At 62.6% G+C, this 478-nt stretch carries 1 pseudogene; it reads right to left on the bottom strand.

The features are described from left to right. Window positions 1–248: 248 nt before the first annotated feature. Window positions 249–478 (bottom strand): annotated as a pseudogene (locus ACWTU8_RS32470) (ABC transporter substrate-binding protein); the annotation flags it as partial.

Raw genomic sequence — 478 nt, 5'->3', positions numbered from 1 at the left:
CAGGGGGAAATGCGGTCCGCGACCGCGCAAATGAGGCTTGCGAATGGTAGTCTCCCGTTTCTTGTCTTTTGTCATGGAGCGTTGGCGCACAGCGAGATGAACCTGGATTGAACTGTGTTGCCGGAGGGGGTTTCCGGGCGGCGGGTTTCCCTGGCATCGAGCCGCTCGAACGATGGCCCCCATCGCCCTTCGCGGCCTGCCAGCGGATAGCCTCGCCGCCCGAAAGCGGAATTGTCCAAATCCAGCCTCTATCCCAGCGACACGCGATCAAGCAGCAGACCGGCGGCGATCGGCGGCAGGCCGCTGACATTCTTGCGCACCGGCACGAGCAGGTCCGGGAAGTAGCTGAAAATGACCGGCGTTTCGTCGAGCAGCAGTTTCTGGATGTCGGAGGCCGCCGCGCGCTGCGCGCCGATGTCGAGCGCCTTGAGATAGGAAGTGACCATGCCGTCATAGGCAGGGTTTTTGAAATGCGCCG

Source organism: Mesorhizobium sp. BHbdii, assembly GCF_053848045.1.
This window is presented reverse-complemented; position numbering and strand designations above follow the sequence as displayed.